Genomic DNA, 26109 nt, shown 5'->3' on the forward strand with positions numbered 1-26109 from the left:
AGCACAAATATTTCTGCTAATCAAGGTGATATGCTTGAAGTTTTCACCTGCTTTAGTCCTGTTTTTTCTGTTTAAGCTGCAAGTGCAACTCGTCTAATTGAGCCTCACTTACGCTCCCTGGCGCTTCTGTAAGAGGATCCTGTGCTGAAGCTGTTTTAGGGAACAAAATCGTGTCACGCAAATTAGTACGGCCGGCAAGCAGCATAATAAATCGGTCGAAACCGAGCGCGATCCCGCCATGTGGCGGCGTCCCATAATCCAAAGCTTCTAATAAGAACCCAAATTGCTCGGAAGCTTCTTCCTTAGAGAAGCCAAGCACTTCAAACATACGCTCCTGCATCTCTTTTTGATAAATCCGTAACGAACCGCCGCCTAACTCATATCCGTTCAATACAATATCGTACGCTTCAGCCATAGCTTCTTCTGGATTATTATTTAATTCTTCTATATTACCAGCAGCAGGCATCGTGAACGGGTGGTGGGCCGCGAAGTATCTTCCTTCCTCATCGTCATATTCAAATAACGGCCAATCTGTCACCCAGAGGAAATTAAACTTCGTGTGGTCAATTAAATTAAGCTTTTTTCCAAGCTTCAACCTTAGTGCACCTAAGCTGTCTAATACTACAGATGTTTTGTCGGCTACAAATAGCAGCAAGTCTCCGTCCTCTGCAGTTAACGCTTCCCTCAGTTGGGAAGTATCTTGATCAGAAAAGAATTTGGAAATCGGCCCATTGAATTCCCCGGCCTTCACTTTCAGCCAAGCAAGGCCCTTAGCACCATATACCTTTACATCCTCTGTCAGTTTATCAATATCCTTTCTAGAGAACGTGTCGGCATGGCCTTTTACATTAATCGCACTGACACGGCCTCCTGAGGAGACAGCTCCGCTGAATACTTTAAAGTCAGAGTCTTTCACGACTTCAGAAACGTTAACAAGTTCCATGTCGAAACGTGTATCCGGTTTATCAGAACCAAAACGATCCATCGCTTCATGATATGGCATTTTCTCAAACGGTGTTGGAATATCAATCCCCTTGACATCTTTTAAAACTTTGGCCATCATTCTCTCCGTCATATTCATGATCTCCTCTTTGTTCATAAAAGAGGTTTCGATATCGACTTGAGTGAATTCAGGCTGACGATCCGCACGTAAATCCTCATCACGGAAACAACGGGCAATTTGATAATATTTTTCAAACCCTGACATCATCAGCATTTGCTTAAACAACTGCGGTGATTGCGGAAGTGCATAAAATTCTCCCTCATGTACCCGGCTTGGCACTAAATAATCACGCGCTCCTTCGGGGGTACTTTTTGTCAAAAGCGGTGTTTCCATTTCGAGATAACCTTCGTCATTTAAAAACGTACGAATAGATTGGGTGGCCTGATGCCTCAGCTTAAATGTTTCCTGCATTTCTTTTCTGCGAAGATCCAGATAACGATACTTTAAACGAAGGTCCTCAGAAACTTCTGAATGGTCTTCAAGCATGAATGGCGGTGTCTTCGCTTTGTTAAGCACGCTAACTTGCAGAGCGAGTACTTCGATATCACCCGTTGCCATATTTTTATTAACTGTTGCTGCTTCACGCTCAACAACTTGCCCAGTAACTTCTAGTACATATTCAGTACGAACTTGTTCAGCAAGCTGCAGAGCCTCTTTTGATACTTCTGGGTTAAAAACAACCTGGACAATACCTGATCGATCCCGTAAATCGATGAAAATCAGTCCTCCGAGATCACGGCGTTTTTGCACCCAGCCTTTTAAGGTTACTTGTTCTTCTATATTTGAAGTTCGTATCGTTCCACATTCTGTACGATGCATATTACTCTCTCCCGCCTAGTTCTTGTTTTACATACTTTGTGATCTCTTCTAATGGAAGTTCAATCTGATCACCGCTTGCCATGTTTTTAACAGTAGCTGCGTTTTGTTCGAGCTCCCGCTCACCAAGTACAATGACATATTCAGCGTTTAATCTGTCAGCAGCCTTGAACTGACCTTTCATCTTTTTGCCTGTGTAGTCTTTGTCCGTCTGTATACCTGCATTACGCAGATTATACGTTAAGCGAACAGCTTCTTGCTCAGCTTTTTCGCCTAATGCTACGACATAACAATCAAGTGAATCCTCAATCGGGAGTTCTATGCCTTCCGCCTCAAGCGCCATCAGCAAACGTTCAAGGCTCATTGCAAAGCCGATTCCTGATGTCTCTGGACCTCCCACTTCTTCGACAAGTCCATTATAGCGTCCACCGCCGCTTAACGTAGTAATCGCTCCAAACCCTTCTGCATCACTCATAATTTCAAATGCTGTATGGTTATAGTAATCCAGTCCGCGTACTAAATTAGCATCAATAACGTAGTCGATATCCATCGCTTGCAAGTGCTTTTGTACATCTTCAAAGTATTTGCCGGACTCATCATTTAAATAGTCCAAGATTGATGGGGCCGATTCCATGGCAGGGTGATCTTTATCTTTTTTACAGTCAAGCACCCGCAAAGGATTTTGTTCCAGTCGCAATTGACAATCCGAGCAAAGTTCATTTTTGTAAGGATTAAAGTGTTCGACAAGTGCATTTTTGTGCGCTTCTCTGCTCTCCCGGTCTCCCAGACTATTCAGAACTAGTTTTAATGAGGTCAAACCAAGTCCCCGATAAGCATTCATAGCCAATGCCATCACCTCAGCGTCCACCGCAGGATCATTGCTCCCAAGCGCTTCTACCCCAAATTGTACAAACTGCCTCATTCTTCCCTGCTGAGGCCTTTCATAGCGAAACATCGGACCAATATAAAATAATTTTGTCGGCTGGCTGGGCTGACCAAATAGTTTATTTTGGACAAAAGAACGGACAACGGAAGCGGTGCCCTCTGGACGAAGTGTTATACTCCGATCACCGCGGTCAGTAAATGTGTACATTTCTTTCTGTACAATATCTGTGCTGTCCCCCACACTCCGCTGAAATAATTCTGTATGTTCGAAAATAGGTGTTCTAATTTCTTTATAATTGTAGCAGCGGCTCAATTCAATAAGCTTCTGTTCAACATATTGCCATTTTTCTGAAATACCAGGTAAAATATCCTGGGTCCCACGAGGCGCTCTCATATTCATTATTTTTTCCTCCTAGATCGTTATTTCATAATCAAATTTTGTTACCATACAAAAAACTCCCGTCCCTTTCTATACAAATAGAAAAGGGACGGGAGTTAAATGCCCGCGTTGCCACCCTGGTTGAGGTAAAATACACCCCCACTCGATAAACAGTTAACGCCTGTATAAACGTTCACACCTACTATTGTTCGATGTGAAACCTAAGAAATGTCTTTCATCTAACCATAATAGAGAAATGTTTTCAGCCGGATGACATTTCTTCTCTGTCTACATAGAATTAGATTACTCTTTTCCTCAATGGTTGTATTCGATTCATTTAGAATTGATTACTATCATATAGTTTTATGTATTCTTCTGTCAAGTTAATTAGTCAAGAAAACTTATACAGCCATTTTACCCAGCTGTACACTCTTCCGTAGCTTGAAAATTTTTATGAAAATCATGCAGGTTATGGTAAACTTTTCTTGAATATGTGTAAAATCAGCGAAGTATGGAGGTGGATACAAAATTATGAAGCAATGGCTATCATTTATATTTATTATGACCAGTTTGATCTGGTTAACGCCTAATTTAGTTCATGCTAACAAAGCCGTAATACAGGTAGATCATCTGAATATTAGATCTGGCCCAAGTCTGTCACATTCCATTATCGGGAAAGCTCACAATCAAGAAACTTATCATGTTGTTGATCAAAAAAGTGATTGGGTACAAATCCAGGGAAACGAGAAAAAAGGCTGGGTCGCAGGATATTTAGTGAAAATGAAGCAGGATCAATCCGTGACCTCAAAAGTAGATCACTTACGCGTCCGGTCTGAACCGGGAGTAAACAGTACAGTACGTGGATACCTGATGAAAAATGAACAGGCAGCAAAGCAGGATGAACAAGGAGAATGGGTGTTAATTAAGAGTGCTAAAGCATCCGGATGGGTCCATAGTGACTATTTACGTACATATGATTCTCAGGTAAGCCCAACTGAGAGCCAGACCAAAACTGCATCATCCCTCGGTGAAATAACCGTCACCGCTGCAGTTTTAAACGTAAGAAGCCAAAAGTCTACAAACAGTTCTATCGTCGCTCAAGTGAGCAAAGGGAAAACATTCACCTATATTGCAGAAAGCAATGGCTGGTATCAAATTAAACTTAATGACACTAAAACAGGCTGGGTTGCGGGGTGGCTCGTAACAAGTGATGCTGAAGACAGCACCGGACCTAGTACAGACGTGACAAAGATAACCCTTCAATTTAATGGGACCAATATTAGAACAGGTCCATCTTCGAACACAACAGTACTAGCAAGTGGCCATAAGGGAGAACAATTTAACGTGTTGGGTAAGGAAAACCAGTGGTATAAAATCCAATACCAAGGAAAAGAAGCCTATGTAGCTGGATGGATTGTAAAAGAAGAAACCTCTTCTTCTGACGCCCCTCCTACTGTCCCTTCACAACCATCCAAGCCGGGCTCCGGAGGGTTGAAAGGTAGAACTATTGTGATCGACGCGGGTCATGGGGGATTTGACCCCGGAGCTATTGGTGTAAGTGGGAGTTACGAAAAAACGCTGACCTTACAAACGGCCCAACAGTTGAAGCGTACACTGGAACAAAATGGAGCCCAAGTCATCATGACCCGCTCCAATGATTCATATGTATCGCTATCAGCGAGAACCATCGTTTCAAATGCTTCGAAAGCAGACCTGTTTATAAGTGTTCACTATAATAGTTATCCACAATCAGCGAGTGCAACCGGATTTAGCACGTACTATTATCATAGCAATGCCAAATCCCTTGCGAGCACCATTCAATCTGGCATGAGTCGTGCTACTGAATTAAGAGACCGCGGCATTAGGCATGGGGACTTTCATGTTCTGAGGAATAATAATAAACCGGCGGTTCTGCTTGAACTAGGGTTCCTATCTAACTCCAAGGAAGAACAAACTGTCAGCAGCACAAATTATCAGAAAAAAGTAAGCCAGGGAATTAAAAACGGACTCGAAAACTACTTTAACTAACCTAACTAGATTCTTTCATTATTTATGGTAAACAAAGAAGCCCGCAGCTAAGCTGCGGGCTTCTTTTTATCTATTCTTACTATCCAATATAAGGGTTACAGGTCCAGAATTCGTTAACTGTACATTCATCATAGCCCCAAATGCACCAGTTTCAACCTTTATCCCCTCACCTTTCACCATTTCATTGAAGCGTTCGTATAATTGATTAGCGATATCAGGTTTCGCTGCTTCCATAAAATTAGGACGTCTCCCTTTACGAGTATCTCCGTATAGGGTGAACTGAGATATGGAAAGTAACCCACCTTTAACATCATGTAAAGAGTGGTTCATTTTTCCATCCTCATCTTCAAAAATTCTCAAGTGAGGAATTTTATTTGCCAAATAGCGAGCATCTTCTTCCGTATCTTCATGCGTGACCCCCAGCATAACAACAAGTCCTTCATGGATCGCTCCCGTTTGCTGCTCTTCAACTTCAACAGAGGCGTTTACCGCTCTTTGTATTACAGCTCTCATGCTACATCTTCTCCCTCTACACTTATTGCATGACACGACGAACTGTATACACGTCGTGAATTTGTTTGATCCGCTCAACAATCTTACGTAAGTGATCTGTATTTTGGATTAGAATGGTAATATGGATCGTTGCCATCTTGTTACGATCAGACTTCCCAGATACAGCCGTAATGTTCGTCTTCGTTTCATTGACGGCCTGCAGCACCTCATTTAGCAACCCGCGGCGATCATAGCCCCATATTTCCAAATCAACATGATATTGTTTGGTATCCTGTGGACCTTTCTCCCAGTGAACAGGTAGTAATCTAGCTCTAGCTTCCTCTGTATGGACATTTGGGCAATCCGCCCGGTGAACGGATACCCCTCTGCCCTTCGTTATATAACCGACGATCTCGTCGCCAGGTACAGGGTTGCAGCATTTGGACAAACGAACAAGAAGGTTGTCCACTCCCTCTACTCGAACGCCTGAGTCTCTTTTGCCATTCTTTGAGGAACTCTTAATTTCGGTGGTGGTGACATCAGCCAAGGTCTCCTCCAAATTCTGCTCTTTTTGCTTTTGTTTCCTGATTTTCTCAGTTAACCGTGTTGCAATTTGGGCAGCTGTAATCCCTTGATAGCCGACAGCCGCAAACATGTCTTCTTCATTAGTAAAATTAAACTTTTCAGCCACACGGTTAAGATTATCCACCGTGAAAACTTCTTTCGGCTGAATATCAAAGTTCCGTATTTCCCGTTCCACCATTTCGCGGCCTTTTGTAACGTTTTCCTCTTTTCGCTGCCGTTTGAAAAACTGTTTAATTTTATTTTTAGCTTGAGATGTTTGGGTAAGCTTAATCCAGTCCTTGGAAGGCCCATATGAGTGCTTGGAGGTCATCATTTCAACGATGTCGCCCGTCTTCAATTGATAATCAAGCGGCTCCATTTTCCCATTCACCTTTGCCCCAATGGTCTGGTTTCCTACCTCCGTATGAATTCGATAGGCAAAATCAATCGGCACAGACCCTGACGGCAGTTCAATCACATCCCCTTTAGGTGTGAAAACATAGACCATATCTGAAAACAGATCAACTTTTAATGATTCCATAAATTCTTCTGCATCATGTGTTTCATTTTGCCAATCCAAAATTTCTCGGAACCAGGTGAGTTTTTCTTCAAAAGATTGAACCGCTGGCGTCTGTTTACCTTCTTTGTATGCCCAATGAGCAGCAATTCCGTATTCGGCGATCTCATGCATATCGTGAGTTCGAATCTGAACTTCCAGAGGATCACCTTTTGGACCGATAACGGTAGTATGCAACGATTGATATAAGTTGGGCTTAGGCATGGCAATATAGTCTTTAAATCGTCCAGGCATTGGTTTCCAGCATGTATGGATAATACCTAACACGGCATAACAGTCTTTTATGCTGTCAACTTGTATTCTGACAGCCAGTAAATCATAAATTTCGTTAAATTGTTTGTTTTGCAAGACCATCTTGCGATAAATACTATATAAATGTTTGGGACGACCATTCAAATCTGCTTCAATATTTACATCTTTCAACTGCTCACGAATTTCATCAATGACTTCATCTATATAAGACTCTCTTTCGTTACGCTTCTGCTTCATTAAATGAACAATCCTATAATACTGTTGTGGATTTAAATAACGTAACGCAGTATCTTCCAGTTCCCACTTAATGGTAGAAATTCCAAGACGGTGAGCCAACGGTGCGAAGATTTCTAAAGTTTCATTTGAAATTCTCCGCTGTTTCTCTGGAGGAAGATGCTTTAATGTTCGCATATTGTGCAATCGATCAGCCAGTTTTATTAAAATTACCCGCATATCTTTAGCCATCGCTACAAACATTTTACGATGGTTCTCAGCTTGCTGTGCTTCTTTTGATTTATATTTAATTTTCCCTAATTTAGTTACACCATCAACTAGCATGGAAACTTCAGTATTAAATGTTTCCTCAATCTCTTCTAATTTTATCTCCGTATCTTCTACCACATCGTGAAGAAAACCGCCTGCAATCGTTTCAGGATCCATCTCAAGGTTAACCAGAATTCCAGCAACTTGAATCGGGTGGATAATGTACGGCTCTCCAGACTTTCGGAATTGCTCGCTGTGAGCCTCATTGGCAAACTCAAAAGCCTTGCGAATAAATGCAAGGTCATCTTTATTCATATAGCGTCCCGCCTGCTCTATTACTTCTTCAGCTGTAAGTATGTTATCTTTAGCCATATCATCACCCTGATTTCTGTATGCTTCTTCACAAAATTTGTGGTTTGCTTACCATTATCAAAAAAAGCTTGTCAATTGTAAAGGAAAAACGTCTAAAAAACGTGATTTACTTATTCATCCTTTACACATTTCGTATTTGCACGTACAGAGATTAAGAAGCTCGGTTAGGGGCAGCAACTCAGCACAACCATTAACCGAACTCCCTCACGTGTAAAACAAAGAGCGCCCTGAAAAGGACACTCTCGTTCTTTTAATATTGCATTAATGTAAGTACATCATACCCGTTAAGCTTTTCACGACCGTCTAAGTAAGTCAGTTCAACGAGAAAGGCACAGCCTGCTACTACTCCTCCGAGTTGTTCTACTAATGCAATTGTTGCTTCAATTGTTCCTCCTGTTGCTAATAAATCGTCTACAATCAGGACTCTTTGACCCGGTTTAATCGCATCTTTATGAATGGTAAGTACATCCTTACCGTATTCAAGACCATAATCCACTTTAATGGTTTCCCTCGGAAGCTTCCCTTCTTTTCTTACTGGAGCGAAACCGACCTCCAGAGCATAGGACACTGGGCATCCTACGATAAAACCGCGAGCTTCCGGGCCGACTACTAAATCAATTTCTTTATCCTTTGAGTAGTCTACAATTTCGTCAACTGCAGATTTAAAAACTTTTCCATTATCCATAAGTGGGGTTATATCTTTAAATGTAATTCCTTCTTTTGGCCAGTCCTGTACAATTGCGATGTGTTCTTTATAATCCATTTACTACTTCCTCCCTGAGGCTGTTTCTCTGCTCATCAAACCAACTCTTCAACTCTTTATAAGTCGAATAATATAAGGATTGTTCTACATATAATTGATTTTTTCTTTCCTGATATAGAATAGACTCCGTTAAATCTCTATGTGAAGGGGTTGAATTAATCGTTAAAAATTCATCTTCCATTTTAACAAAACCTAGCTCAGAAAACACCTGAGAAATAAAATCAACCATGGAACGGTCCCACCCTTTTCGGGCAGCTAATTTGTCGCGGTCTTGTTTCAAATGGAACGATTCACGCTTTACTAGCATACCATAAAACCATTTAAAATGGTCGCGGCTAGGCCATGTTTTTAAAAAAGCACTGTCTTCAACTTGATAACATGCGTACACTTTACCCGGCTTAATTTCCCGTATCAAATCAGATAAATCGGTGAGCCTTTCAGGTAAATCAATAAGCAATAGACTATCAACCTCCGAAAGGGCAGCCAAATCTGACGGGGTATAGACGGGAAGTTGAAATGGAATAGAGGTGGACGAAGATTGCCGAAAACTTACAGCAGCATACGTTTCCTGTTCAGAAAGAGTGATTTGTTTGTCAAGATGTTTTGAACCTCTCAAGTCAAACAGCTGCCACGACTGGATCTGTAAATCTTTCACCATAATTTGAGGATTTTTCTTTCCATTCCATTCATTAATTCCTAATTCGCCAACTACTTCAAGCTCGGCATGTGGAGAAATGTGCGGATACATATCCCCCATACCAAAAGCAATCCCGTCTAACTTTGCAGCCTCCTCCTGAAAGAGCACTTTAAGGTGGTTTTTACGGCTTCCGATTAGTCTAAGTTCTTTCGGGGAGTGCTTTAAGTGAAATAATGGTTTCGGATTCCCCATGCCAAATGGCCGGAGTTTATTCACTTCCTCAATCTGCTGCAAAGAAACGTCCCCTATTTCAATAGACATTTCGATATCAAGAACCTGCTGGTAATCATCTGCCGCAAGTTTCTGTTGTGCTAAGTGGCTTAACTGTTGTCTTAGTTCATCAATATTCTCCACACTAAGCGTCATCCCGGCAGCCTGGGCGTGGCCGCCAAAATGAAGGAACGTCTCCCTTACTTCCATACAATTCGCAAAAAGGTCAAAAGCTTCAATACTGCGCGCTGAACCTTTTGCTTGTTGTGTTTCCGGGTCAATCGCCAATACAATGGCCGGTCGCTCAAACGTCCGAACTAGCTTTGAAGCGACAATCCCTAGAACCCCCGGATTCCAGCCTTCCTTAGCTACTACGATCACTTCACTAAGCTCCTGCTCCCCGCTCGTGAGCATTCGTTCTGCTTCCTTTGCTGTGTCAGCAACAATTTTTTGACGTTCCTGATTGAGTTGATTAATAAATACAGCTAAACGGTCTGCTTCCTCGGGATCCTCTGTTAAAAACAACTCCACAGCGGGATTCGCATCCTGCAAGCGTCCAACAGCGTTTACGCGTGGACCAATGGTAAATCCAATCGTTTCTTCATCCACTTCACCCTCTATACCCGCTACCTTTATTAACGCTCTAATTCCCAACCTATTCGATCGGGCAATTGCTTTTAAACCGTATGTAACAAGCACACGATTTTCATCTTGCAAGGGAACGAGATCAGCCACCGTTCCAATGGCCACCATATCTAGCAAATGATTTGGTAACCTGCCTAACAATGCGGCAGCAAACTTGAAAGCTACTCCAACACCAGCGAGTTCATTAAATGGATAGCTTTCAGAAGTTTTGGGATGAATGATCGCAAAAGCTTCCGGCAGCACCTCTTGCACTTCATGGTGATCTGTAATAATCAAGTCTATGCCAAGCTCTTTGGCTATATCAGCTTCTGGGATAGCTGCAATCCCTGTATCCACCGTAATGATTAGAGAAAAGCCATTTTCCGCAGCTTGTCTAAAAGCCGCCTCGTTCGGACCATAGCCCTCTGTAAACCGGTTCGGGATGTAGAACTCGCAATCCGCCCCCGCTTCAGTCAACGCTTCCATCATAACTGTTGTCGAGCTTACTCCATCAGCATCGTAATCCCCAAAAACGAGAATTGGTTCACCGTTTCTGATCGCTGTCTGGACTCTTTCGATGGCTCGTTCCATATCTTCCATCAAAAAAGGACCATGGAGATCATCCAACGAAGGATGAAGAAAACGGTCAATAGCTTCTGGTTCAGTCAAGTTCCTTTTTTCAAGGAGACGTCTCTTCATATCTGACATTCCCTTGATAGAAACAGCATCGGAAGAGTGTTGTTGGTCATTATATGTAAACTTCCATTTCATTTTACTTTGTAACATGAATTCACCCCTGACCCATTTATTATACAAGAGGGAATCAGGGGGAGCAAACTACACTTATTTTTCTTTCGAATCTGAATCCTCAGACTGAACCTCTTTACCAAGACTTGCATCTGTATGGGATTGATCAAATTCTTCTGTCTGCATATCAATACTTGTAGACTTCTTAAGCTGATGCTTGAGTGAACGGTTTTCACGCTGCAGCTTAAACAATCGGACCGCTCCTGCTAATGCTGTTACAAGCACCCCCATTAGAACAGAGATGATAATGATTAATATCAATGGTGCTTCCCCTGTCCCAAATAAATAATTAACTTGAACAGGGTCTACATTAATAACAGCGAACACAGCAATTACTAAAGCAAATATGAGCGCAAGAATGATATAGGTCTGTCCTTTCATTTTCCCCCTCTTCCATCCTATCTATCCATCATTTCATATACCTTTATACCCTGATCAGCGAAGAAATAATCCGATCATACTCATCTAAAGAGTAGAAAAAACGACTGCCCTTTGAAAGGACAATCGCTTTTTTGGTTCGAATTATACTTGGGGACCACCCGTATTTTTCTTCTTACTAAATTCAATTGGTTTTTCTTTGATGTTCTTACCTCGCCATACGAGCCACAGCTGGGCTGCGATGAAAAGAGATGAATACGTACCGGCAATTAATCCGACTACAAGAGCAAATGCAAAGTTCGTAATCGAAGAAGCACCGAACACAAACAACATAACCGCTGCAAAGACTACAGTAAGAACTGTATTAAGACTTCGAGCCATCGTCTGAAGTAAACTATCGTTTACGATTTTAGCCAGCTCTTTAAATGATTTGACTTTCTTCTTCATCCTGACATTTTCCCGGATACGGTCAAATGTCACAATCGTATCATTTATCGAATACCCGACTATCGTCAAAATGGCTGCGATGATGGTCACATCAAATTCTAATTGAGTGACACTAAATAACACAATCATGAAAAAGGCATCGTGCAGCAGGGCTAAAATAGCCGTCACGGCAAAGAATAATTCAAACCTTATCGCCACATAAATAATGATTCCTATAGCGGCATATAAGACGGATAGAGCTGCATTTTTTGCTAATTGCTGTCCGACTATAGGCGAAACAGTACTAATATTAGGCGTGCTTCCATACTCTTCTTTGAAATAATTTTGTACTTCAGCTACCTTTGCCTTACTTAATTCTGTTTCGAAACGTGCTACAGCGATTCGGCTTTGGTCACCAGAGATGACAACTTGTTTCGGATCTAATCCAAATTCGCTTTCAAAGGTTTCTTCGACTTGTTCCGCTTCAATCTTTTCGTTGGATAGAATTGAAACGCGTGAACCACTTGTAAAGTCAATACCCAAATTTAGCCCGAATACACCTAACACGATTCCCCCTACTACAATTAATAAGATAGATAAGGAAAAGAAACGTTTTCGTGCCCCAACTAAATCAAACTTACGATTAAGGAATGTGGCTTCAGGCTCCTCACCATCCTTAAGGGAATGAACTTCATCCGGTTTAACTCCGAACCATCTCGGGCGCTTGTTTAAGAACCGGCTATTCACCCATAGACCCAAGAAGAGGCGGCTGGCATAAACGGATGTAATGAAACTGACCAAAATGCTTATAATCAGCATGGTAGCAAACCCTTTGACAGAACTTGTACCAAAAGTAAAAAGAACAGCAGCTGCGATTAAGGTTGTAATGTTCGCATCTAAAATGGTCGTCAATGATCGTTTATTACCGGCTTTAAATGCAGACTTCACAGACTTGCCGGCCTTCAGTTCTTCCTTAATCCGCTCGTAGGTAATAATATTGGCATCAACCGCCATACCTACACCTAAAATAATCGCGGCAATTCCTGGTAATGTAAGAATCCCTTGCAACAGTTCAAATACGAGAAGTACTAAATAAATATAGGCAGAAAGGGTAACAACAGATATGACACCAGGGAATCGATAGTAAACAATCATATAAATGAAAATTAACGCGATCCCAATCAAACCGGCTATGACTGTTTTGTTCATCGCCTGTTCACCAAATTGAGCTCCAACAGATGTAGAATAGGTTTCCTCCAGTTCGACAGGAAGGGAACCTGCATTAATAAGATCCGCCAGCTGCTTGGCCGACTCTACTGTAAAGTCACCGGTTATTTGAACCGTATCACTTCTAACTGGTCCATCTGAAAAAGCAGGTGCAGATAAATATGCTGGATCCTCAGATCCATATTCTTCTGCAAAGGAAGTATCTTCATCATAATCCAGCCAGATGACCAATAAATCATCACGATAAGGCGTGCTTGGATCCTGTTCCTTATTTACAATATCTTTAGATACTTCATAGAATTGAGATGCACTCTTCACTTCTAAGGAGACAGCTGGATTATTCATCTGGTCATACGTCTGCTGAGCGCTTCCCTCTACTATGTCCGAGCCATCCATATATTCTTTTCCTTCTACACCTCTGAACGATAATTCAGCCGTAGTGGATAAAAGCTCCCTTGCTTCTTCTTGATTCTCAACTCCAGCTAATTGAACACGAATTTTTGATTCATCTTCGATAGAAATGTTCGCTTCACTAATTCCTAAAGTGTTCACACGTCGAGTTAATGACTCAACGGTCGCTTCCAGGGCTGTTCGATTTATTTCCTGACCTTCATTCAACGGCTCAACATCGTAAAGAATTTCAAAACCGCCTTGCAGGTCCAACCCTAAATTAATATCTTTTGTCACACCAGTTATGGTTGTGCCAATTGTAGCAGCTACTAAGATCACTACTAGAAAAAAGGCAACAATTCGACCCCGTTTGACCATAACGCTTTTGCCCCCTTCATTTCACGCTTCTAGCTTATGTAATAGAAAAAGCATCAAGATGCCATTTATATCCTTCTATAAGCCTCTCACATTCCGTTATTACCATCATTCAACAGCTAACAACAATAGACTCATTATAATACTTAGCCAAAAGATGTCAATCTGAGTTACTTTCATTAGACAGTGCTTGAATAGACGCCGCCAAGTCATCTTCCTGATAAGCTTCGACTGTAAGGTAGCTGACATATTTGTTGGTACTTAAATGAAAGATGTCCTGAACAACTTCATGTAACCTTTTCTCGACATCCTTCTTCCATATTTTTTTCTCCAAGCATTTCCATATATCTTCTGTTGTTGCTTCAGCGTAACCCATACTTATAAATTCTTCTTTTTTACTAATTAGAACTGGCTTTACTTCATCTTTCCATTCACGAATATGTTTTGTCTCTTCCATTTTTAGATACCACCACCTATAAGTTATCTAGACAAAATCTATTGTCATGCCTTGTCCATCTTATCGCATATACTTCATTGTAGCTGAATTTCAATTCTTTGAGAAGGCGGATCTATTATGTCTAAACAAACCTTTCTACACGGAGCACTGATTCTAGTAGTTGCAGGACTTGTCACTCGTTTGCTCGGGTTTATCAATCGTATCGTTCTCGCCCGTGTAATGGGAGAAGAAGGCGTTGGGCTTTACATGATGGCTCTTCCTACATTATTTTTAGCCTATACGATCACACAATTTGGTCTTCCCGTGGCCATAGCTAAAAGGGTTTCTGAAGCAGAGGCTGTTGGAAACGAACGTCAGATTAAACGTATTTTAGCGGTGTCTCTTACAATAACTGGAACATTAAGCATTGTATTCACAGTCGGACTATTCATGCTCTCACCGCTTGTAGCTAACTACTTTTTAACCGATGAAAGAGCACTAGCTCCACTGCTCGCTATTACTCCGATTCTTCCGATTGTTGCGATTTCATCTGTATTAAGAGGCTACTTTCAGGGGCGGCAAAACATGAAGCCGCAAGCTATATCACAAGTTATTGAACAAGTCGTCCGAATTTCAGCTGTTTTTATTTTAACAAAACTTTTCTACCCATATGGAATTGAGTATGCAGCAGCCGGAGCTATGATTGCCGTCATCTTAGGTGAATTTGTTTCACTGATTTATATGACGAGACGATTTAACATTCATAAAAAATTCAAATTACGTAAAACGTGGAAAAAGCATGTCCAAGAAGGTAAAAACACACTGAATCAGCTCATGACAATTGCATTACCAACTACCGGAAGCCGCTTCATCGGTTCCATCACACACTTCTTTGAACCTATCTTAGTCGCTCAAAGTCTTGCTTTTGCAGGGTTAACAGCCATTGAATCAACAAAACAATACGGGGAGCTTACGGGATATATTTTGCCATTACTCTTCCTGCCGACATTTTTAACGCATGCTCTTTCTGCTGCATTAGTTCCTTCCATTAGTGAAGCAGCTGCTATGAGTAAAGGGAATACCATTCAATATCGGATTTTACAATCGATTCGTCTCTCTCTAGCTTCTGGTGGGCTCGTCACTATTATTTTCATGATATTTCCATCTATTATTTTAATGACGATTTACGGTACAAGCAATGCAGCATTCCTGCTGCAGTTTATGGCCCCGTTCTTTTTACTTCATTACATTCAAACACCATTGCAGGCAAGCTTGCAAGCGCTCGATCTGGCAAAGTCCGCCATGTGGAATACCCTGATTGGTGCATTGATAAAATTCGTAGTGCTCGTGGGCTTAGCGTCTAAACCTGAATTTGGTATTCACGGTGTAGCCATAGCCATGGTGGTAGGTGTAGTTGTAGTTACAATTCTGCATTTATCGGTCTTAATTCGCCATGCAAATTTCAGGTTGCCTCCTTTATTAGTACTTCGTTTCTCTACTGTGATTATTGCGACAGGCTGGATTGGTTACCAGCTTAAGGCACACTGGCTGGCCGCTAGTCAGCCTTTAACGCAGCTCATGGCGATGGGGATCGTATTAACCATTGTTTATCTCATTCTTTTATTTGTCTGCAGAATGCTCTATGTAAGTGAATGGAAACTTATCCCCTGGGGGAGAATATTCAAACAAAAGTAACCCGCATAAGTGCTTTGCGGGTTACTTTTTTAAGTATATTCGTCTTTCTCATCAATCCAGATTTCACCTTGGTCATTAATCGAACATAACGAAATGTCTTCGAACGATGTGTATCCTTGTTTTTTCACTTCATTCATTAACCATGCTTTGTTTTTTCTAGTTTGTTTTAAACCACTATACTGGACTTTACCATCTGCAATCAAGATGACGGCATACCCCGAATTTCCATCTTTTTCTCTCTCAAAAACTGATAATTTACCAGATGGTTCAAGAATGGCATAGGCCACCCTGTCAATTTGTTGTATTCCTTGTTCACGGAGCTGCAGAAGTAAATCCGAGAAATTGTACCGCTGCTTTCTCATTTCCCTTTCATCAATTCTTCCATGCTTTATTAGCATAGATGGCTTACCATCAAACCACGTTCTAAAGCGCTGGCTTTTTAAAGAAAAAAAGGCGCTTCCCCACTGAATTAATAAAAGAATCAGCATAGGAACTAATGCTTGCATTACAGAGGCTTCCGGCTTTTCAATTAGAGAAACTGCAATTTCTGCAAGCATGATAAAGACAACTAGATCCATAACACTCAACTCGCCAATTTCGCGCTTCCCCATCAAACGAAAGACAACCAGAATGATAACGTACGTAAATACGGTCCGAATAATCATCGCACTTAGAAACATACCACCATCAACCCTTCAATATCACCTGCTTCTTATAACATGACCTAAAATAAGCATATTTATGATAAAAAAGGGACCAAATAACGTAAGACCACATAAACCGTGCAAATCACTAGCGAAAGCAGCATAACAGGAATACCATAAAGCGCAAATTTCACGAAAGAAATAGGATGTTTATGACTCGCCGCTATGCCAGCCACTACAACATTCGCTGAAGCCCCTATGAGGGTAGCGTTACCTCCTAAGCAGGCCCCTAAAGCAAGAGACCACCACACCGGATCGACATTCATCATTCCATAACCTTGAAGTTCTTGAACAACAGGGATCATGGCTGCCACAAAAGGGATATTATCGACGATCCCCGATAACAAACCAGATGCCCAAAGCATCATAAGTGAGGTGACGGGCATATCACCGCCGGAAACGACCATCATACCCCGGGCAATTTCATCTATAATACCCACCTTTTCAAGTCCACCCACTAATATAAATAAGCCGATAAAGAAAAACAGAGTAACCCATTCAACTTCTTGGAAAACGCGTTCCGCTGCAAGCTGCTTGTCTGATAAAAATAATAATAGAAGAGCACCACTTACAGCTATGGTCGTAATGTCCATATGGATAAAAGGATGAAGCATAAAACCTGCAATTGTCAGTATCATCACAAGGACAGAATGAAACAGCAATTTATCCACGACTACATGCTCTCGGGCATTCATATCAAGTAATTGGTTTGCAAGTCGTTGGTTATAAGCCAGTTGGTTTTTAAAAAGAAACAGGACGAGTCCTAATACAACTACAAAAATAATCAGGACGACAGGCCCAAGATGATAAAGGAAGGAAAGGAAGGAAAAATGCTCCACCGCCTGTCCGATCATAATATTGGGCGGGTCGCCAATCAGTGTGGCAGTGCCTCCTATATTAGAGCAAAGAATCGTTGTCAGCAAATAAGGAAACGCTGGCAGATGAAGGCGTTCGATTAAGGTTAACAGCACTGGAACAAATAGCATCACTGTCGTCACATTATCTAAAAAGGCGGAACCAATTGCTGTAAACATTGCAGTAACGACAAGTAAAGGAATAGGTTTTCCTTGAACTGCCTGGGCCAGTTTTATAGCGGCAAATGTAAAAATCCCAGTCTTTTTTGTAATCGAAACAAGTACCATCATGGAGAACAGGAGAGCGACGGTTTCCCAGTCAATAAAGCCTAGCGCCTCTTCCCAATCCAATACTTGAGTAATAAGGAGCAACACTCCCCCAGCTAAAGCTATAAGTGCCCTATTCCACTTCTCCGTCATAATTAAGCAATAGCTAATCACAAAGATCAATAAAGCAAGTATTGTTGTCATACACATACTCCTTTTAAACGGTACTTTTCTTATACCTATTCAAAAGGTCAGTAAAATATCTACTTCTATCTATAGGGGATTTATGCATATAGTTTAGAAGACAAGCTAATAAAAGGGGATGATGTTCTTGAAGAAACTCCTGCAAGGTGTTCTTGGCTATGGCATAGGTTCGATACTGTTATTGATGGTAGTGGTTGCTGCTGTTCTAGCTATCCTACTGCGTTTTACAACTATTGATATCGATACCCTCAATCAAATTTCATTAGTAGCCGGCTTAACCATCCTGGCCTTTGGCGGCCTTATTGCCGCCTATAAAGCTGAACAGAAAGGATGGTTGTCTGGTATTTTAACAGGACTGATTTTCGCATTAGCTATGATTGGATTTCAATTAATATTTGAGAATTCGTGGGTTTCTCTCACACAGTTGAGCTATTTTGGAGGACTGGTAATTGCTGCATTATTAGGAGGGATGATCGGGGTCAATATGCCAAGAAGAACAACCGAGAAAAAATAGCTAGTGGCTAGTGAAGTGATTACTAATTTCCTTGAAAATACTAAAAAAAATCCCGCTGTTTGCGGGATTTTTCCATTAATCTTGATTAAGCTTTTCACGTACAGAGGAACGGTCAAACTTCATTTGTGTACCATCCTGTGAACTAATAATTAATGTAGCTTCGTCCAATGCATGGATTGTCCCATGTAGACCTCCAATGGTAATGATTCTATCTCCCTTTTGAAGTTCCGTCTGCATTTGCTGCACTTTCTTTTGCTTCTTCTGTTGTGGACGGATTAACAGGAAATAAAATATAACAAACATCAGAATAATCGGCAATAACCCAACTAATGTATCCATTCATATTCCCCCTTTCTAAAAGTTCTTTGCATTTGGTTTGTTGAAACCATACTGTTCAAAGAATTCTTCTCTAAAGTCACCGAGTCGATCTTCTCTAATGGCCTCACGAACTTGCCTCATTAATTTTAACAAAAAATACAGATTATGATAAGTAGTAAGCCTGAAGCCAAACGTTTCATTTGCTTTCACAAGATGACGGATGTAGGCACGGCTATAATTCCTGCATGTATGGCAATCACATTGTTCATCAATTGGACGAAAATCTCGGGCAAACTTTGCGTTTCTTACAACAAGACGCCCCTGTGAAGTCATACAGGTGCCATTCCTTGCAATTCGTGTAGGAAGTACACAGTCAAACATATCAATACCCCGAATAGAGCCATCAATAAGAGAATCTGGAGAGCCTACTCCCATAAGATAACGTGGTTTATGATCAGGTAAGAGCGGTGTGGTGAAATCAAGCACCTTGTTCATAACATCCTTTGGTTCACCAACAGATAATCCCCCAATGGCATAACCGGGGAAATCAAGGGAGGTAAGGTCTTTTGCACTTTGTTGACGCAAGTCCTCATATTCCCCTCCTTGTACAATGCCAAACAAGCCCTGGGTGTCAGGTTTTTGATGACCTTCTAAACAACGTTCTGCCCATCGGCTTGTACGCTCTACTGACTTTTTCATATAATCATGCTCAGCAGGATAGGGAGGACATTCATCAAAAGCCATCATAATATCGGCCCCGAGAGAGTTTTGAATGTGCATCGCTTTTTCAGGAGATAAGAATAATTTCTCACCGCTAATATGATTTCGGAAATGAACTCCTTCTTCTTCTATTTGGCGCAAGTCACTTAAACTAAAGACTTGAAAGCCGCCAGAATCAGTAAGGATGGAACCATTCCAATTCATAAATTTATGCAGCCCGCCTGCTTCCTCAACGATATCTTCTCCAGGTCTAAGCCATAGATGATACGTATTGGAGAGAATGATCGATGCCCCCATTCTCTCCAGTTCCTCAGGACTCATCGTTTTTACCGTAGCAAGTGTTCCTACTGGCATAAACATAGGCGTTTCAAACGAACCATGCGGTGTGTGTACACGACCAAGTCTCGCCCCTGTTTGTTTACATGTTTTAAGTAATTCATATCTAATTGCCATGATTTCGTTCCTTTCCTTCCTCGACTTATAAAATGAGCATGGCATCGCCAAAGCTAAAGAACCGATATTTTTCTTCCACCGCTTTATGATAAGCTTCTAAAATAAAGTCCCTTCCTGCTAAGGCACTGACGAGCATAATAAGTGTAGATTGCGGTAAATGAAAGTTTGTGATCAGGCCGTCGACGGCTTTTAACTGATAAGGTGGATAAATAAAAATATTCGTCCAGCCGCTTGCCTCTTTAAAACTTTCATGGTCACGTATAATGGTTTCCAATGTGCGGGTTGAAGTCGTCCCCACTGAGATTATCCTTCCGCCTGTCTCCTTTACACGTTGAAGCTGTTCAGCAGTTTCATGACTGAGTTGATAAAATTCGGCATGCATTTCATGTTCTTCAACATTTTCAACGCTGACAGGACGAAACGTCCCTAACCCTACGTGCAGCGTTAAATAGGCAATCTCAACACCGCTCTGCTCAATTTCTTCAAGCAGCTCCTTTGTAAAATGCAACCCCGCTGTTGGGGCAGCTGCTGATCCTTCTTCTCTCGCGTACACGGTTTGATAACGCTCCTGGTCCGGAAGCTGTTCCTTGATATATGGAGGAAGGGGCATCTCTCCTAGCGATTCAAGTACTTCAAGGAATATCCCTTCATAACTGAATCGTACTTTTCTCCCCCCATGTTCCTGAAGTCCAATACACTCTGCTACAAGTTTACCATCACCAAAAACAATTTTCGTCCCCAGTTTAACCTTTTTTGCAGGCTTAACTAGAACCTCCCATTCATCTTCATGATCCTGGTGTAAAAGCAGGACCTCTACCTTACCGCCCGTATCCTCTTTCGAACCATAGAGGCGGGCGGGCAGCACCCGGGTATCATTCAACACAAGGCAATCTCCAGGCTGTAAAAACTGTTTAATATCAGAAAAATGATGATGGCTGATTTCATGTTTGTCCCGATTCAGAACCATTAATCTAGAAGCTGACCGATCTAATAGTGGTACTTGCGCTATGAGTTCTTCCGGTAAATTAAAATCATATTGCTTAACGTCCATGTAAATCCCCTATTCTAATCTTAACGAATTTTGCCGATGATATAAAAAATGAGTGATAACACTATACTGACTACGATTGAAGTCATAATTGGAAAATAGAAAGTGACATTGCCTTTTTTAAAACTAATATCACCTGGCAGTTTACCAATCAGGCTCCAAATTATTCCGATAACGATAAACACAATCCCTATTACAATAAAGATTTTTCCAAACCCAGTCAAGCTTCTGGCACCTCTTTATTAAAATGGTTGTACGCTTTCGTCGTCACCATTCTGCCTCTTGGTGTCCGCTGAATAAAGCCCATTTGTAATAAAAATGGTTCGTAGACATCTTCAATCGTTTGCGATTCCTCCCCAATCGTAGCCGCAATCGTATCTAATCCTACAGGTCCTCCTTTGAAGCTGTCCATAATAGCCGTTAACAATTTATGGTCAATATGGTCAAGTCCCTCTCCGTCGACTTGCAGCATTTTCAACGCGGTCTTAGTCGTTTCCTCATTGATCATATCTTCCCCTTTTACTTGAGCAATATCACGTACCCGCTTCAATAAGCGGTTTGCAATTCGCGGCGTCCCCCGGGATCTGCGCGCAACTTCGACAGCAGCATCTCTTGCGATCCCTACGTGAAAGATGTCTGCTGTCCGTTCCACGATGTCACATAACGCACCTGGGTCATAAAAATCAAGGCGGCTATGCACGCCAAACCGGTCACGCAACGGGGCTGACAATAAGCCTGCTCGCGTCGTAGCACCAACAAGGGTGAATGGCGGAAGGTCCAGCCGAACGGACCTGGCGCTAGGACCACTCCCGACAACGATATCTAGACAGAAGTCCTCCATAGCGGGATAAAGAATTTCTTCTACAGAACGGGGCAGCCGATGAATTTCATCAATAAATAAAATATCCCCAGCTTCTAATGAGGATAAGATGGCTGCTAAATCCCCAGCACGTTCAATAGCCGGACCAGATGTGGAGCGAAATTGACCTTCCATTTCATTTGCAATAATTGAAGCAAGTGTTGTTTTACCAAGGCCAGGAGGACCATACAACAGAACGTGATCAAGTGGTTCATGACGCATCTTTGCAGCTTCGATAAAAATACGCAGGTTCTCCTTTGTTTTCTCTTGGCCAATATATTGATTGAGACTTTCTGGACGGAGGCTTAGCTCAATTTGCCGTTCTTCTCCTTGTAATTCTCCTGATATCATGCGTTCTTCCATAGATTTACCTCCTTCCCTCTATGATTTCATGAGCATCTGAAGTCCTTTTCTAACCAGATCATCAACCTGTCCCTGTTTTGACTTGAGCAGTTCACTGTGAACCGTTTTAAGCTCGCGATCAGAATAACCCAGTGCCTTCAAAGCTTCAAGCGCTTCTTCTATATGTACTCGTTTATCCTTCACAGCAGGATCTTCCTGATAGAAAAGCGAGTCTTCATTTTCTTCTTCTGGAAGCCAGACAATCAGTTTACCTTTCAAATCCAAAATCATCTGTCGGGCTGTCTTCTTGCCTACCCCGGGAAAACGGGTTAAGTATTTTTCATCTTCTTGTTCAATAGCCGAGACAAATTCTGGTACACTTACGGATCCCAATATGGCGAGTGCACCCTTTGGACCGATTCCAGAAACATTCAGAAGCTTTGCAAATAAAAGCTTGTCTTCTTTCTTTTTAAAGCCAAACAGTAACTGCTGATCTTCTCTTATATAATGAAAAGTATGGATTTTAACTTCCCGGTGCTTTTCGCTTTGAAAATGAAGGGGATTAGCGCAAAGAATTTCATACCCAACCCCTTGAGTTTCAACCGTAATTGAATCGTCCTCTACTGATGTCAGGAGGCCTTTTACATAAGCAATCATTCATCTATTTCCCTTCTGAACCTAAATTATCGTCACTCTGTTTATTGTAACACACAAGCACACGTTCGTATAAAAGAAAAACCGGACAGCAAAGTGGGAAATGAGAATAATTCTTAACGAAAAAGGATGTTCAGAAAACCTCTCCTGAACATCCTTTCGTCTATAGCATGGCCATGAATAGTTTCTATTCAGCAACACGGCCGGAAATTTAGTAGATCTATCAATTGTGTTACATATCTTCGGCCTCAGTATATTGACTGATGACTTGCTGAAAATGCTCAGAACTGGTTATTTTGATTCCATCCGCCAATATTAGTTTACTTTTTGCCTCAAGGGGCTTAAGTGGAATAGGATTAAATGACTCCATTACATTTCCTTCATTAGGTGTTCCTTGAAAGACTGCCAATTCTCCATCCTCTGTCACGCCAAAGTATCCCTGTTGTTCTGTAATCGGAGAAATTTTATTAACATGTTTAGAAAAAACCATATTCTCCAGCTCATGTTCTTCGATCGTCCAGTCGCTGTACTTGGCCCAGAAGTCTTCCATTGACCAAATGACCTCTTGTTCCTCAGTAATCTCTGTAACCCCGTCTATATAGTGCTTTTTAGTAATAACATGAAAGGTGACCGGCTCTTTGTGACTAGGTGCAGAAGATACCATTTCTGCTTTTCTCTCTACCGATCTTTGTTTAGGCACATCCTCCCCTGTTAACGTCTCATCGGTCCCGGAAAGCTGCCATATAGTAAACGAAAGAATAAGCATAACTCCATAAATCCATCGGAACATGTTGATCCTCCTCACAAATAAAATAGCTTCTGTTTCTAGTATGTACAGAAACAAAAGCTATTATTAGGAGGATTTCATCTTACGAGAGCTGTTCGAGTATTTCATCATCCGCATCTAGATTGTGATAGATGTCCTGCACGTCATCATGATCTTCAAGCATATCGATCAGCTTCAACATTTTTTCAACGCCTTCTTTATCCAGGGGCGTATAAGTGCTCGGGAACATCGTCACTTCTGAAGTTTGAAAGGTATATCCATCTTTTTCAAGGGATGCCTTAACTTCCGTAAAATCTTCAGGTGCTGTGAAAATTTCAAACTGCTCTTCACCAGTTTCCATTTCCTCTGCACCTGCTTCGATTACTTCCAGCATCAAGTCATCTTCACCTGCATCAGTTGATTGTCTATCGATGGCTAGATAACCTTTTCGGTCAAACATGAAGCTGACACAGCCATTTTCACCAAGATTCCCATCATTTTTATTAAAGGCATGACGAACATCGGCAGCAGTTCTGTTTTTATTATCGGTGAGTACTTTAACCATTACTGCTACACCGCCTGGTCCATAGCCTTCGTATGTGAACTCTTCATAATTTACGCCATCGAGATCGCCTGTAGCTTTTTTAATAGCCCGGTCTATATTATCGTTCGGCATATTGTTGGATTTCGCTTTTTCTACCGCTAAACGAAGGTTTGAATTCATTTCCTGATCTCCGCCGCCTTCTTTAGCAGCCATGAAGATTTCACGAGCGAGCTTCATAAACAGCTTACCACGCTTGGCATCCTGCGCCCCTTTTCGACGTTTAATATTGTTCCATTTTGAATGTCCAGCCATAGGTATTTCTCCTCTCTTGGAGCAAGTTTTCCCTATAACAATATATCACATTTGAAAACAGATATTAAACAATCAGGATTAATCGTTCTGCTGAAAAAAATGTTTGATTTTGTCTCTTAGGTTCTCTGGCAGTTGTTGAGCCTTCGACCTTGCATTCAAGTCTTTTACATCTTCCCACTGACTATTGTTTGAGTAAATCGTAACGGGAAGATCAGTCATGGGTTCTACCTTTTGACGTATCTTCCTAATCACCTTGCCGTTCCTGCGATCATGTGGGTTAATCATAACCGCTACATACACTCGTTCACCGTTTGTAAAAGTTTGGGTTTGAGTAACTTCTCTAAATTCATTAACGGCCTGGGTGATTTCCATGGAATCTTCATTATTGAAATCGTTATCGTGGGACCTGTTTGTTTCGCTATATTTTGTATCCCGCATTTCCTCATCTGCCCGTCGCTTAAAGTAGTTTTCCTCACCTGTTGGAATTTTCCCTTCTTGCTTCGGGGCATCTTCTTTTCCATATTCAACCGGTTCGTAAAAGTAACTTTCATTGCCTGTCTCAGCAGGTTCATCAGCTTGACAAGCAACGAGAAACATACTACTCAACAGAGAAACAGCAATTATTTTCCACATAAAAAACATTCTCCTTTTTCCATTACTATGGACTAAGAAGAATGTTTTACTCAGTTAATATTAGGTAATTGTTGGAGACGGTGCAGCCGGAAGCTGTCGTTTATGCTCCGAGCGTTTATGCAGGCGGTCAATAATGTCCTGATCTTTCTTAGGGATTTGTTCGCCTTTTAAGTATTTATCAATCATTTCATAACTTGTTCCCATCTCATTCTCATCCGTTTGCCCTTCCCACAGTCCGGCACTTGGCTGTTTATGAATTACTTCATCAGGGACCCCTAAGTGTTTAGCCATTTCTTTTACCTCGCCTTTAGTGAAATGAACAAGCGGAACAAGATCTACACCGCCATCACCAAATTTGGTGAAGTAGCCTGTATGCCATTCGGCAGCATTATCGGTTCCCACAACAAGGTAACGGTAATTTGTCGCAATTGTGTAAAGGGTGCTCATTCTGAGACGCGCACGTAAATTTGCATCAGCCAGCTGTTGCTGGACTTCATGTAATGTACCCGAGTCCCTTATCTGTTGCTGGATAGAGGGAAACAGCACACCGTGTGTTTCTGTTAGATCAATGGTGAGCGAAGATATACCGCACGACTCAATAACTTTATGAGCATGCTCTTGATCACTGGACCGGCTTTTACAAGGCATGATGACTCCTAGAGACTGCTCGGGACAAGCTTGTTTGATTAAGTGAGCAACAACTGCCGAATCAATTCCTCCGCTAATCCCTACAAGTAAGCCATCGACATTTGCTTCTTTAACCTTTTTGCGTAACCAGCTAACCAGCTGTTCTATATTTTCCTGCACGAGTTTGTTCATCCTTTCACACTAATAATGTTCAATAAGTTGACAAATGAGAACGTCGACAAAAAGCGTCACATTCTGTGACAAAGTCGACACTAGCACGTCCTGTGCGTCGCAAGAAGTTCGAGGCGTGAAAGTTTTGAGGACCACAGCGTATGCCATTAATACGTGAGGACCGGAAAAACCGAGCAACGAAGAAATTCGCCTTTTATCATTTAGTAACTTATTGAATAT

Annotated in this window: 24 protein-coding genes and 1 other annotated feature; of the genes, 3 read left to right on the top strand and 21 right to left on the bottom strand. The window is 41.6% G+C overall.

Annotated elements, in window-relative coordinates; all coding sequences use genetic code 11:
• Positions 1 to 52: 52 nt before the first annotated feature.
• Together aspS and hisS are read right to left on the bottom strand one after the other, a co-directional pair.
• Positions 53 to 1822 (bottom strand): aspartate--tRNA ligase, encoded by a 1770-nt coding sequence (gene aspS, locus B5354_RS19100; protein WP_079530374.1) that lies wholly within the window; start codon positions 1820 to 1822, stop codon positions 53 to 55.
• Between the two features lies 1 nt (position 1823).
• Positions 1824 to 3104, bottom strand: a complete 1281-nt coding sequence (hisS, locus tag B5354_RS19105; RefSeq protein ID WP_079530375.1) for a histidine--tRNA ligase — start codon at positions 3102 to 3104, stop codon at positions 1824 to 1826.
• Positions 3105 to 3185: 81 nt separating this feature from the next.
• Positions 3186 to 3411 (bottom strand) — a binding site (T-box leader).
• 203 nt (positions 3412 to 3614) lie between these two features.
• Between hisS and B5354_RS19110 the strand changes: the two genes are divergently transcribed.
• Positions 3615 to 5111 carry an N-acetylmuramoyl-L-alanine amidase family protein gene (locus tag B5354_RS19110; RefSeq protein ID WP_079530376.1) on the top strand — a complete coding sequence of 499 codons (1497 nt, stop codon included), beginning with the start codon at positions 3615 to 3617 and terminating at the stop codon, positions 5109 to 5111.
• Positions 5112 to 5177: 66 nt separating this feature from the next.
• On the opposite strand, the gene dtd is transcribed toward B5354_RS19110, so the two are convergent.
• From dtd to B5354_RS19145, 7 genes are all read right to left on the bottom strand, one after another.
• Positions 5178 to 5624: a D-aminoacyl-tRNA deacylase gene (gene dtd / locus B5354_RS19115; protein ID WP_079530377.1), complete on the bottom strand. Its 447-nt coding sequence runs from the start codon at positions 5622 to 5624 to the stop codon at positions 5178 to 5180.
• 22 nt (positions 5625 to 5646) lie between these two features.
• Positions 5647 to 7851, bottom strand: coding sequence for a RelA/SpoT family protein (locus tag B5354_RS19120; protein WP_079530378.1), 2205 nt, complete (start codon positions 7849 to 7851; stop codon positions 5647 to 5649).
• A 250-nt stretch (positions 7852 to 8101) separates the two neighbouring features.
• A complete protein-coding gene (locus tag B5354_RS19125) occupies positions 8102 to 8614 on the bottom strand; it encodes an adenine phosphoribosyltransferase (protein WP_079530379.1) in 513 nt (170 codons plus the stop codon).
• Entirely contained in the window at positions 8604 to 10931 is a 2328-nt protein-coding gene (recJ, locus tag B5354_RS19130; RefSeq protein ID WP_079530380.1) for a single-stranded-DNA-specific exonuclease RecJ, read from the bottom strand. Before recJ ends, B5354_RS19125 begins: the two co-directional genes overlap by 11 nt.
• A 57-nt stretch (positions 10932 to 10988) precedes the next feature.
• A complete protein-coding gene (locus tag B5354_RS19135) occupies positions 10989 to 11333 on the bottom strand; it encodes a LapA family protein (protein ID WP_079530381.1) in 345 nt (114 codons plus the stop codon).
• Between the two features lie 141 nt (positions 11334 to 11474).
• Positions 11475 to 13751, bottom strand: a complete 2277-nt coding sequence (gene secDF, locus B5354_RS19140) for a protein translocase subunit SecDF (RefSeq protein WP_079530382.1) — start codon at positions 13749 to 13751, stop codon at positions 11475 to 11477.
• Between the two features lie 157 nt (positions 13752 to 13908).
• A complete protein-coding gene (locus B5354_RS19145) occupies positions 13909 to 14205 on the bottom strand; it encodes a post-transcriptional regulator (RefSeq protein ID WP_079530383.1) in 297 nt (98 codons plus the stop codon).
• 117 nt (positions 14206 to 14322) lie between these two features.
• Here B5354_RS19145 and spoVB point away from each other — a divergent pair, with 117 nt between their 5' ends.
• Positions 14323 to 15879, top strand: a complete 1557-nt coding sequence (spoVB, locus tag B5354_RS19150; protein ID WP_079530384.1) for a stage V sporulation protein B — start codon at positions 14323 to 14325, stop codon at positions 15877 to 15879.
• Positions 15880 to 15908: 29 nt separating this feature from the next.
• Here the strand turns inward: spoVB and B5354_RS19155 are convergent, their stop codons facing one another.
• Together B5354_RS19155 and B5354_RS19160 are read right to left on the bottom strand one after the other, a co-directional pair.
• Positions 15909 to 16559 (bottom strand): DUF421 domain-containing protein, encoded by a 651-nt coding sequence (locus B5354_RS19155; protein ID WP_079530385.1) that lies wholly within the window; start codon positions 16557 to 16559, stop codon positions 15909 to 15911.
• Positions 16560 to 16618: 59 nt separating this feature from the next.
• A complete protein-coding gene (locus B5354_RS19160) occupies positions 16619 to 17908 on the bottom strand; it encodes an ArsB/NhaD family transporter (protein WP_079530386.1) in 1290 nt (429 codons plus the stop codon).
• A 127-nt stretch (positions 17909 to 18035) separates the two neighbouring features.
• On the opposite strand from B5354_RS19160, the gene B5354_RS19165 reads away from it, so the two are divergent.
• Positions 18036 to 18422: a TIGR04086 family membrane protein gene (locus tag B5354_RS19165; RefSeq protein ID WP_079530387.1), complete on the top strand. Its 387-nt coding sequence runs from the start codon at positions 18036 to 18038 to the stop codon at positions 18420 to 18422.
• A gap of 75 nt (positions 18423 to 18497) precedes the next feature.
• Here the strand turns inward: B5354_RS19165 and yajC are convergent, their stop codons facing one another.
• The 10 genes from yajC to nadE form a co-directional block, all read right to left on the bottom strand.
• Positions 18498 to 18761 carry a preprotein translocase subunit YajC gene (gene yajC / locus B5354_RS19170; protein WP_079530388.1) on the bottom strand — a complete coding sequence of 88 codons (264 nt, stop codon included), beginning with the start codon at positions 18759 to 18761 and terminating at the stop codon, positions 18498 to 18500.
• Positions 18762 to 18776: 15 nt separating this feature from the next.
• On the bottom strand, positions 18777 to 19913 hold the full coding sequence (tgt, locus tag B5354_RS19175) for a tRNA guanosine(34) transglycosylase Tgt (RefSeq protein ID WP_079530389.1): 1137 nt from the start codon (positions 19911 to 19913) through the stop codon (positions 18777 to 18779).
• Between the two features lie 25 nt (positions 19914 to 19938).
• Positions 19939 to 20964 carry a tRNA preQ1(34) S-adenosylmethionine ribosyltransferase-isomerase QueA gene (gene queA, locus B5354_RS19180; RefSeq protein WP_079530390.1) on the bottom strand — a complete coding sequence of 342 codons (1026 nt, stop codon included), beginning with the start codon at positions 20962 to 20964 and terminating at the stop codon, positions 19939 to 19941.
• Positions 20965 to 20984: 20 nt separating this feature from the next.
• Entirely contained in the window at positions 20985 to 21185 is a 201-nt protein-coding gene (locus B5354_RS19185; protein ID WP_079530391.1) for a DUF2905 domain-containing protein, read from the bottom strand.
• Positions 21182 to 22183 (bottom strand): Holliday junction branch migration DNA helicase RuvB, encoded by a 1002-nt coding sequence (ruvB, locus tag B5354_RS19190; RefSeq protein WP_079530392.1) that lies wholly within the window; start codon positions 22181 to 22183, stop codon positions 21182 to 21184. Before ruvB ends, B5354_RS19185 begins: the two co-directional genes overlap by 4 nt.
• Before the next feature lie 18 nt (positions 22184 to 22201).
• A complete protein-coding gene (ruvA, locus tag B5354_RS19195; protein WP_079530393.1) occupies positions 22202 to 22819 on the bottom strand; it encodes a Holliday junction branch migration protein RuvA in 618 nt (205 codons plus the stop codon).
• 229 nt (positions 22820 to 23048) lie between these two features.
• Positions 23049 to 23606: a BofC C-terminal domain-containing protein gene (locus B5354_RS19200; protein WP_079530394.1), complete on the bottom strand. Its 558-nt coding sequence runs from the start codon at positions 23604 to 23606 to the stop codon at positions 23049 to 23051.
• A 79-nt stretch (positions 23607 to 23685) separates the two neighbouring features.
• A complete protein-coding gene (locus B5354_RS19205; RefSeq protein WP_079530395.1) occupies positions 23686 to 24438 on the bottom strand; it encodes a YebC/PmpR family DNA-binding transcriptional regulator in 753 nt (250 codons plus the stop codon).
• A gap of 78 nt (positions 24439 to 24516) precedes the next feature.
• Positions 24517 to 25071, bottom strand: coding sequence for a YhcN/YlaJ family sporulation lipoprotein (locus tag B5354_RS19210; RefSeq protein WP_079530396.1), 555 nt, complete (start codon positions 25069 to 25071; stop codon positions 24517 to 24519).
• Positions 25072 to 25131: 60 nt separating this feature from the next.
• Positions 25132 to 25878, bottom strand: a complete 747-nt coding sequence (gene nadE, locus B5354_RS19215) for an NAD(+) synthase (protein ID WP_079530397.1) — start codon at positions 25876 to 25878, stop codon at positions 25132 to 25134.
• Positions 25879 to 26109: the final 231 nt, after the last annotated feature.

The sequence above is a fragment of the Halobacillus hunanensis genome (assembly GCF_900166655.1).
Lineage (GTDB): Bacteria > Bacillota > Bacilli > Bacillales > Halobacillaceae > Halobacillus_A > Halobacillus_A hunanensis.

Coding starts and splice junctions, on each gene's coding strand:
- aspS (WP_079530374.1), bottom strand. CDS start 1,822: ATGCATCGTACAGAATGTGGAACGATACGAACTTCAAATATAGAAGAA.
- hisS (WP_079530375.1), bottom strand. CDS start 3,104: ATGAATATGAGAGCGCCTCGTGGGACCCAGGATATTTTACCTGGTATT.
- B5354_RS19110 (WP_079530376.1), top strand. CDS start 3,615: ATGAAGCAATGGCTATCATTTATATTTATTATGACCAGTTTGATCTGG.
- dtd (WP_079530377.1), bottom strand. CDS start 5,624: ATGAGAGCTGTAATACAAAGAGCGGTAAACGCCTCTGTTGAAGTTGAA.
- B5354_RS19120 (WP_079530378.1), bottom strand. CDS start 7,851: ATGGCTAAAGATAACATACTTACAGCTGAAGAAGTAATAGAGCAGGCG.
- B5354_RS19125 (WP_079530379.1), bottom strand. CDS start 8,614: ATGGATTATAAAGAACACATCGCAATTGTACAGGACTGGCCAAAAGAA.
- recJ (WP_079530380.1), bottom strand. CDS start 10,931: ATGTTACAAAGTAAAATGAAATGGAAGTTTACATATAATGACCAACAA.
- B5354_RS19135 (WP_079530381.1), bottom strand. CDS start 11,333: ATGAAAGGACAGACCTATATCATTCTTGCGCTCATATTTGCTTTAGTA.
- secDF (WP_079530382.1), bottom strand. CDS start 13,751: ATGGTCAAACGGGGTCGAATTGTTGCCTTTTTTCTAGTAGTGATCTTA.
- B5354_RS19145 (WP_079530383.1), bottom strand. CDS start 14,205: ATGGAAGAGACAAAACATATTCGTGAATGGAAAGATGAAGTAAAGCCA.
- spoVB (WP_079530384.1), top strand. CDS start 14,323: ATGTCTAAACAAACCTTTCTACACGGAGCACTGATTCTAGTAGTTGCA.
- B5354_RS19155 (WP_079530385.1), bottom strand. CDS start 16,559: ATGTTTCTAAGTGCGATGATTATTCGGACCGTATTTACGTACGTTATC.
- B5354_RS19160 (WP_079530386.1), bottom strand. CDS start 17,908: ATGACAACAATACTTGCTTTATTGATCTTTGTGATTAGCTATTGCTTA.
- yajC (WP_079530388.1), bottom strand. CDS start 18,761: ATGGATACATTAGTTGGGTTATTGCCGATTATTCTGATGTTTGTTATA.
- tgt (WP_079530389.1), bottom strand. CDS start 19,913: ATGGCAATTAGATATGAATTACTTAAAACATGTAAACAAACAGGGGCG.
- queA (WP_079530390.1), bottom strand. CDS start 20,964: ATGGACGTTAAGCAATATGATTTTAATTTACCGGAAGAACTCATAGCG.
- ruvB (WP_079530392.1), bottom strand. CDS start 22,183: ATGGAAGAACGCATGATATCAGGAGAATTACAAGGAGAAGAACGGCAA.
- ruvA (WP_079530393.1), bottom strand. CDS start 22,819: ATGATTGCTTATGTAAAAGGCCTCCTGACATCAGTAGAGGACGATTCA.
- B5354_RS19200 (WP_079530394.1), bottom strand. CDS start 23,606: ATGTTCCGATGGATTTATGGAGTTATGCTTATTCTTTCGTTTACTATA.
- B5354_RS19205 (WP_079530395.1), bottom strand. CDS start 24,438: ATGGCTGGACATTCAAAATGGAACAATATTAAACGTCGAAAAGGGGCG.
- B5354_RS19210 (WP_079530396.1), bottom strand. CDS start 25,071: ATGTGGAAAATAATTGCTGTTTCTCTGTTGAGTAGTATGTTTCTCGTT.